Annotated in this window: 1 protein-coding gene and 1 pseudogene; both read right to left on the minus strand. The window is 67.7% G+C overall.

What is annotated here, in order from left to right:
• Positions 1 to 361 (minus strand): ABC transporter permease (locus GO615_RS27795; protein ID WP_246262536.1); only part of this gene is annotated, 361 nt, incomplete at its 3' end.
• Between the two features lie 16 nt (positions 362 to 377).
• Positions 378 to 631, minus strand: a pseudogene (locus tag GO615_RS27800) (amino acid ABC transporter substrate-binding protein); the annotation flags it as partial.

Consider the following 631-nt stretch of genomic DNA (forward strand, 5'->3'; position numbering starts at 1 on the left):
GCAGGGTGCCGGCAAGGAGCTTGGCGAAGAGCAGATACCCGCGCGGCAGCGGCGCGGTGAGCAGCAGCCGCATCATCCCCATCTCGCGGTCGTACACCATCGCGAGCGAGGACTGCATGCCGTTGAAGAGCAGCACCATGCCCAGCAGGCCCGGCACGATGTAGACCTGGTACGGGATGTAGGTGTCGTAGGGCGGGATGATCGATACGCCGAAGACGTTCTGGAAGCCGGCGGCGAAGACGACGAGCCACAAGAGCGGGCGCACGAGGGCCGAGGCGAAGCGCCCGCCCTGGCGCACGAACTTGGCGAGCTCGCGGCCGGTGATCGCCTGCAGCGCGAGCCATGCGTGGGAGAGTCTCATGGGCAGCGATTCCGGTTCAGAACGCGCAGCGGCTGTCGCGCTGGTCGAAGCCGAGGGTGTCGAGGTTGTTGGTCGGGTGCAGGAAGCCCGCGATCGGGGCGCGCTCGATCACGGCGTTGTGGGTCGCGAGCAGGATGGGCTGGCGCAGCTGGTTGTCCCACGGGCGGAAGCCCAGGCGGTTGCCCTTGAAGCCGTCGAGCGTGATCTCCTCGCCCTTGAGGTATTTCGCGACCGTGGCGAAGGGAGCGTTCTGCGTGCGCACGACCGCCT

This window comes from Aromatoleum evansii (genome assembly GCF_012910805.1).
Lineage (GTDB): Bacteria > Pseudomonadota > Gammaproteobacteria > Burkholderiales > Rhodocyclaceae > Aromatoleum > Aromatoleum evansii.